This is a genomic window from Arthrobacter sp. ZBG10 (genome assembly GCF_001238605.1).
Lineage (GTDB): Bacteria > Actinomycetota > Actinomycetes > Actinomycetales > Micrococcaceae > Arthrobacter.
Map to the genome: position 1 here is coordinate 1 of NZ_LFQH01000154.1, position 424 is coordinate 424.

Annotated in this window: 1 protein-coding gene and 1 pseudogene; one reads left to right on the forward strand and one right to left on the reverse strand. The window is 75.2% G+C overall.

From position 1 onward, the window contains the following. Nucleotides 1–45 precede the first annotated feature (45 nt). On the forward strand, nucleotides 46–237 hold the full coding sequence (locus tag ACU18_RS19815; protein WP_157407880.1) for a hypothetical protein: 192 nt from the start codon (nucleotides 46–48) through the stop codon (nucleotides 235–237). A gap of 22 nt (nucleotides 238–259) precedes the next feature. On the opposite strand, the pseudogene ACU18_RS18985 reads toward ACU18_RS19815, so the two are convergent. Then, nucleotides 260–424, reverse strand: a pseudogene (locus tag ACU18_RS18985) (NAD(P)H-hydrate dehydratase); the annotation flags it as partial.

Consider the following 424-nt stretch of genomic DNA (forward strand, 5'->3'; position numbering starts at 1 on the left):
GTTCGAGCCAAGGCATATCCGCCCCAGCGTGAGAAGGGAAGCTCCATGACCATCCCGCCAGTGCACGAACCCGAGCCGTTTCCGCCCGAGCCAGGGCCCACCACACCGGACCCGACGCAGCCCGGCTACCCCGGGCCGCCGTCGCCCGATCCCTTCCACGCCCCGGAGCCGCCGGGACCCCTGCCGGTGCCCGACCCCGGCCCGGCACCCTTGCGTCCGGACCCCACCCGGAGCTGACACGCCCGGAGCCGGGCGCCTGTCAGGTGTTGAGTTCCAGCATCAGGGCGGGCAGCTCGCCCGCCAGCTCGCCCGCCAGGAATCCCAGCGGGCCCAGCCTGCTGGCCAGGCGGTCTGCGGCGGCCGCATGCAAATGTGTCCCCCAGCAGGCCGCCTGGGCGCCGGTGGTGCCGCGGGCGCGCAGGCC